The sequence below is a fragment of the Actibacterium sp. XHP0104 genome (assembly GCF_025751515.1).
In the GTDB taxonomy this organism is placed as follows: domain Bacteria; phylum Pseudomonadota; class Alphaproteobacteria; order Rhodobacterales; family Rhodobacteraceae; genus Actibacterium_D.
In genome coordinates, this window is sequence record NZ_JAOWLE010000006.1 from 170498 (window position 1) to 176691 (window position 6194).

At 62.7% G+C, this 6194-nt stretch carries 8 protein-coding genes and 1 tRNA gene; 5 read left to right on the forward strand and 4 right to left on the reverse strand.

Annotated features, from left to right (window positions below; genetic code table 11):
• Positions 1–56: 56 nt before the first annotated feature.
• Together OE856_RS11330 and OE856_RS11335 are read left to right on the forward strand one after the other, a co-directional pair.
• Positions 57–443, forward strand: a complete 387-nt coding sequence (locus tag OE856_RS11330) for a VOC family protein (protein ID WP_263716230.1) — start codon at positions 57–59, stop codon at positions 441–443.
• A complete protein-coding gene (locus OE856_RS11335) occupies positions 443–1141 on the forward strand; it encodes a helix-turn-helix transcriptional regulator (RefSeq protein ID WP_263716231.1) in 699 nt (232 codons plus the stop codon). Before OE856_RS11330 ends, OE856_RS11335 begins: the two co-directional genes overlap by 1 nt.
• A 50-nt stretch (positions 1142–1191) precedes the next feature.
• Here OE856_RS11335 and efp read toward each other — a convergent pair whose 3' ends face one another.
• On the reverse strand, positions 1192–1755 hold the full coding sequence (gene efp, locus OE856_RS11340) for an elongation factor P (RefSeq protein ID WP_263716232.1): 564 nt from the start codon (positions 1753–1755) through the stop codon (positions 1192–1194).
• A 218-nt stretch (positions 1756–1973) separates the two neighbouring features.
• On the opposite strand from efp, the gene OE856_RS11345 reads away from it, so the two are divergent.
• A complete protein-coding gene (locus tag OE856_RS11345) occupies positions 1974–2294 on the forward strand; it encodes a DUF6280 family protein (protein WP_166499327.1) in 321 nt (106 codons plus the stop codon).
• 69 nt (positions 2295–2363) lie between these two features.
• Here the strand turns inward: OE856_RS11345 and OE856_RS11350 are convergent, their stop codons facing one another.
• From OE856_RS11350 to OE856_RS11360, 3 genes are all read right to left on the reverse strand, one after another.
• Positions 2364–3149 carry a hypothetical protein gene (locus OE856_RS11350; protein WP_263716233.1) on the reverse strand — a complete coding sequence of 262 codons (786 nt, stop codon included), beginning with the start codon at positions 3147–3149 and terminating at the stop codon, positions 2364–2366.
• 76 nt (positions 3150–3225) lie between these two features.
• Positions 3226–4611: a TolC family outer membrane protein gene (locus OE856_RS11355; RefSeq protein WP_263716234.1), complete on the reverse strand. Its 1386-nt coding sequence runs from the start codon at positions 4609–4611 to the stop codon at positions 3226–3228.
• Positions 4612–4687: 76 nt separating this feature from the next.
• Positions 4688–5341, reverse strand: a complete 654-nt coding sequence (locus OE856_RS11360; protein ID WP_263716235.1) for a protein-L-isoaspartate O-methyltransferase family protein — start codon at positions 5339–5341, stop codon at positions 4688–4690.
• Between the two features lie 174 nt (positions 5342–5515).
• On the opposite strand from OE856_RS11360, the gene OE856_RS11365 reads away from it, so the two are divergent.
• Positions 5516–5589 (forward strand) — tRNA-Cys (locus OE856_RS11365).
• A 208-nt stretch (positions 5590–5797) separates the two neighbouring features.
• A complete protein-coding gene (locus tag OE856_RS11370) occupies positions 5798–6049 on the forward strand; it encodes a hypothetical protein (protein WP_263716236.1) in 252 nt (83 codons plus the stop codon).
• Positions 6050–6194 lie beyond the last annotated feature (145 nt).

Consider the following 6194-nt stretch of genomic DNA (forward strand, 5'->3'; position numbering starts at 1 on the left):
ATGCTGTCAGGGGGGCTGTGCCATACCGGGCGCACCCCAACAGAGAGGATTCAGACATGAGCTATAAACCCCAGAACCCCGTCGTTTGGACCGAGATCCCGGTGCACGACCTGGACAAAGCGATGGCCTTTTACAGAACCGTGTTCGACTATGAGCTAGAAGTCATGGACGAGGACGGAATGAAGATGGCCATGATCAAAAGCGAAAAAGACATGGAGGGCGTGGCAGGCCATCTTTATGTGGGCAAGCCCGGCGGCGACGGCTCAGGGCCGGTCATTCACCTCTGCGTGCCCGACACGGTCGAGGACGCCATGGACCGGCTGGTCAATGCCGGCGGCACCGAGGTGAGCCCGGTCGTCACCATTTCGCCCGGCCGCTATGCCTATGCGCTTGACCCCGACGGCAACCGCATCGGCCTGTTCCAGCCCGCACAGGCCTCCTGATGCGTCGCGCCGACCGCCTGTTCCAGATCGTGCAATATCTGCGCGGCGGTCGGCTGCTGACGGCTCGGATGCTGGCCGAACGGCTGGAAGTATCAGAACGCACGATCTATCGCGACATTGCCGATCTGATCGGATCGGGCGTGCCGATCGAGGGCGAGGCCGGCGTGGGGTACCTGATGCGGGCGGGCTATGATCTGCCGCCGCTGATGTTCACCAGCGACGAGATCGCCGCCCTTGTGGCCGGTGCCCGGCTGATCCGGGCTTGGGGCGGGCTGGACATGGCCCGCGCCGCCGACATGGCTCTGGACAAGATCGACGCGGTGATACCCGACGCCGCCCGCGCCCGTGCCCGCGAGGTGCAGATACATGCAATGCAGATGGGCGAGATGCCCGACGACCTGCGCGCCCGGCTGGACCGGCTCGACCGCGCGGTCGAGGCCCGACAGCGGCTAAGCCTCGACTATCGCGATGCCGAAGACCGCCACAGCGCACGCACGGTCCGGCCGCTGGGCCTGTGGTTTTGGGGCAAGGTCTGGACCTTGGTCGCCTGGTGCGAACTGCGCCAGGATTTCCGCATGTTCCGCCTTGACCGGATATGCGACATGACCGAATGCGGCGCCTTCACTCCGCAAACCGGTCGCGACCTCGAGACCTTTTATGCGCGCATGCGCCAAGGCGGCGGCTGCACCCCAAACTGAAAAGGGCGGCCCCCGAAAGGACCGCCCTGCAAGCGCCAAACGCACGCCAATCAGGCGCGCTCGGCATATTCCATGGTTTCGGTGTTGACGATGATCTCTTCGTCCTGGCCGACGAACGGCGGCACCATCACCTTGACGCCATTGTCCAGAATGGCGGGTTTAAAGCTGTTCGCCGCGGTCTGGCCTTTGACGACCGGCTCGGTCTCGACGATCTTGCAGGTCACCTTTTGCGGCAGGGTCGCGTTCAGCGCCTCGGATTCGTAGAATTCCACGACGATGGTCATGCCATCCTGCAGGAACGGGCGGCGGTCGCCCAGCAGGTCGGCGGGCAGTTCGATCTGCTCATAGGTTTCGGCATCCATGAACACCAGCATGCCGTCGGTCTCGTAGAGGAACTGCTGATCCTTCTGCTCAAGGCGCACGCGCTCGACCTTGTCGGCGCTGCGGAAGCGTTCGTTCAGCTTGGACCCGTTGCGCAGGTTGCGCATCTCGACCTGGGCAAAGGCGCCGCCCTTGCCGGGCTTTACGTGGTCGACCTTGACCGCAGCCCAGAGGCCACCGTTATGCTCCAGCACGTTACCGGGGCGAATTTCGTTACCGTTGATCTTGGGCATGCCAGAAATCCTTGGCCATCTGTTGATCTGAAGATTCCGGCACCTATATCTTGACCGTTCCGGTGTGGCAAGACGACTAAATCCTGTGGCTTGACTCTCGGAGCTATGCACATGGCGCATAGGAGCAATTCCAAATGAGAAATACAGAATCGTCACAAAACAGCCATAAACGGCCCTACGCCACGAAATTGCAAGAGCAATAATAAAAGGACGACGAGATGGTCGATTTCGTTGATGGCACTGCCTTCAACCACGAGCAGGGCAATCGCGCACGCAAACTGTTTGCTGCCGTTGTGCTTGCTGCGCTGGACGATGCAATTGCCGATGACAAGAAATACGGCAACGGCCCCGAGCAGATCGCCCGGTGGGCGCGGTCGCGCGATGGCCGCGAGGTTCTGTCTTGCGCCGGTATCGACCCCAATGAACGGGTCGTGTCGGGTCTGATGGACTTTGTCGCCAAGGGTGTGCGGACCTCGGTCGCTTTGTCGCGCGAGGAAAGCGAACGCCGTCAGGCTATGGAGCACGCAGAAGCCGCGTGATCCATACGGATGCCGTAATGAAAAAACGCGTCCCTTCGGGGGCGCGTTTTTCTTTGGCGAGTGGTTGATTTATTCGAAGTCGCGCGAGGCCAGGGCGCGGTTGATCTCGCGGCGGACCAGCTTGCGCACGTTGCGGGTGATGCGCTCGCCCAGTTCGCCCTGCAATTCCTGGCGCACGATGTCGTTGACCAACTGGCGCAGGGTTTCCTCGTCCAGCACGTCCATGTCGGGCGCGTCGCCCGAGAACATGTTGGCCTCGCCTTCGGCCTCGTCAGCGGGGGCCTCGGGCGTCTCTTGCAGCGGCTCTTCCTCTGCCACGGCCTCGGCCGTGATCTCGATGGTCTCGGGCTCGAGCGGTTCGGGCTCCAGTTCGGGCAGCGGCTCGACCAGCTCGGGGCCGCGCGACGCGGGGGCTTCGGCCTCTTCGATCGGGGCGGTGTCGTCCTCCGCCAGTTCCGCATCCTCGGGCGCGGCTTCATCCTCGTCGGCGGCCTCTTCGGCCTCGATATCCTCAAAACTCAGGTCGCGGCGTTCCATCTCGCTGCCATCGGGCTCCCAGTCTTCTTCGACATAGGCGACGGCGGCCTCCAGCTCGGCGATGCGCTGCTCAAGCGAGATCTCATCCCACTGAGCGGCCCCTGCCCCCGAATCGGTGGCGACGCTGACGGTCGGGGCCGACTGCGGGTTCGGGGCATTCGCGGCGGGCGCATCCTCGACCCGCAGCGCGGGCGTCAGGATCAGCTTTTCAGGCGTTGCGGGCTTGTCAGGAACGCGTTGTTCCGTGCCTTCGGTGACCAGCCGACGGATGGATGAGAGCACATCCTCGATTTCCATCTGTTTCAGCGGATCAGACATCTGCACTCCATAAACGGGTCTTGCAGGTATGGTAGCGCGCTCGCATGGTCCACACAACAAATGGTATGAAAATAAACTATTTCTTCCCCAGCGCCTTCATCACCTCATCCAGCTTGTCGCCCTGGATGCTGCGGCTGGGGCCACCCTTGACCGAGTTGTAATACGCGGCCGGATCATAGGTCGGGATGCCAAGGTTCAGGTGCTCGACCGTCAACAGCCCCATCGAGGACAAAACGGCGTAATAGGCGAAATACTGGGCGGCTTCGGCCTGCACGCGGGCGGTGCGGGCATCCAGCAGATCCTGCTCGGCGTCAAGCACATCCAGCGTGGTGCGCGAGCCAAGGCGGGCCTCTTCGCGGGTGCCGTCAAAGGCCAGCTGGGCGGCGCGGATCTGCTTGTCGGTGGCCTCGAGCTGGGCACGGGCGATCGACAGCTGTGCCCAGGCGTTACCGACGCCCAGTTCGACCTGTTGCGACACGTAATGCAGGTTGGCGGCCGCGGCTTCGCGATTGGCCAGGGCCGCGCGTTCGGCCGAGGCAATCGCGCCGCCGGCATAGATCGGCTGCGACAGGTCGATGCCGATGCGCGAGGCGGTGCCGTCATTGCTGGGGATATCGCTGTCGGTGGCGGTGATGCCAGCATTCATGGTGATCGTGGGCTTGCGGGCGGCCCGGGCGCGCAGCAGGTTCAGGTCTGCCACGGTCAGGCTGCGCTGCGCCGAGTCGATGGTGGGATGACTGCGGCGGGCGATGTCCAGCGCCTCTTCGCGGGTCTTGGGCAGGCCGGGCACGCGCAGGGTGCCGGTCAGCGGCTCGGGGTAATGCCCCACGGCCAGCTTGTAGTTTTCGCGCGCCACGATCAGCGCGCCCTGGGCGGCGACCTGAGCGCTTTGCGATGCGGCCAGCGCGCTTTCGGCCAGCGACACATCGGTGCGGGTGACCTCGCCCACCTCGAACCGGTCGCGCGCGGCGCGCAGCTGTTCGGTGATGACGCGGACGTTGTTGTTGCTCAGGCGCACGTTGTCGGTGGCGCTGCGGACATCAAGATAGGCCTGCACCGCCGACAGCAGCACATTCTGTTCGACATTCAGCAGACCGGCGCGAGTGGCCAGGACGGTTTCCTTGGCGGCCTCGACCGCCAGCCGGTTCGACCCGCCCTCATACAGCGTCAACTCGGCGCCCAGGCCGACAGAGCTGCTCATCAGGTTCGAGGCGGTGTCGGTGTCGGTGACACTGGCATCGGCGGTAAAGCCGATCACCGGGCGCAGCGCGGCCATGGCCGAGGCAACGCCTTCGTCCGCGGCGCGCAGCAGGGCGCGGTTCTGTTCCAGAAGGCGGCTGTTGTCGTAGGCGCTGATCAGCGCATCTGTCAGCGTTTCAGCCGTGGCATAGCCCGGCGCGCCCAATGCAACCGTGACGGCCGCGCCCACACCGAATACCGCGCTGCGAATACCCTTGATCATCTGCTCTCTGCCTCTGCTGTCGTGTTCAACCCGGCGGCCTTTGCCTGTTGCCTGCCGGGACGATCAATGCAGGGCCTTACAGCGTAAAGGCCCTTTGCCGTTCGAACCCGGGCAGTACCGGAGCCCCCGCGTTGAACGAGAAGCGCCAGGTCACGGCCCCGTCAATCTTGTAACCGACCCTGCATACGCCAAGTGCCCCCTCCATGAACAATGCGGCAATACGTCCCCCCTCGCGCAGCTGGTCGGTCAGCGCGGCGGGAATATGCTCGACAGAGCCTTGCAGCATGATCACGTCATAGGGGCCGTGCTTGGCGGAACCGGCGGCCAGCGGGCCGGCGATCACGGCCACGTTGTCGGCACCGGCCGCGGCCAGCGCGGTCTCGGCCTCGGCGGCCAGGGTTTCATCTTCTTCGACGGCGACGACGGCCTCGGCCATGCGGGCGATCACGGCCGAGGAATAGCCCAGCCCGCAGCCCACATCGAGCACCAGCTCGTCATTCTGGATATCCATCGCGTCCAGCATCTTGGCCAGGGTGCGCGCCTCGAGCACCACGCGGCCACCGCCCAGATCGACGTTCTCGCCAATATAAGCGGCCTCGCGTTTTTCGGTTGGCACGAAGTTCTCGCGCTGGACCGACAGCATGGCGTCGATGATCGGGAATTTGGTGACATCAGACGGGCGAACCTGGGTATCGACCATCATCCGGCGGCGGGTGGCGTAATCAGTCATATGACTAAACTCTTTGGTCTAGTGGCAGTCGCAAACGTCATGCCACATAAAACCCGGCTGGGCAACATATGCCGCGCGATTCCGGCGCCGCCCCGCCATGATTGTGCCAAAGCCCCCGCGCCAAGGTCTTGCGCTGAGAATTTCCATCGGATAAACGGCGATCACCACACGGCTGGCGAGTTGGCGGAGTGGTGACGCAGCGGATTGCAAATCCGTGTACACCGGTTCGATTCCGGTACTCGCCTCCAAATCTTTTCAATGACTTAGAGATCACCACGCTTTGACGCGAAGAAAAGTCTAAACAACTGTCTAAACATTCTGTTTTTGTTCTGTTCGCAGAGTAAGTGCGACGGACCGGCGGCGACCAGCAAACTGACCGCGCCTTTAAGTTGCACCAGCCATTGCAAACACGGCTCTGACAGCTAATGCTCCACTAACTTAGCTAGAGGAACTGTGATGGTCTTGGTTGGAAAACTGATCGCGTGGGCCCTGATCATCCTGGGCGCGCTACGCGTGGCGATGGGCACTTACGTGGCGACGCAATTCATCGAGTTCGAAGCCTACGAAGCCGCGACAAAGCGCTACCTAGGATCAGGAACCTCTGGCGATGCGATAGATAAAGGGCTGATGTTTATCGCTGCAGGTGTTGCATTTGGTCTGCTGGCACGCTGTGCCAGTCAGCGAGGCAACGCTTCCAATCCGGACTAACCAGCACCAACGTTGTTTGTGAGCCTCCCCATCTGAACTGGTCCACCGTTATGTTTAGGAAACGGAGGACTGAGAATGGCGAACAAGCGACCGAAGCCCGAAGAGATTGTCTCGAAGTTGCGGCAGGTTGAAGTTTTGATGGGGC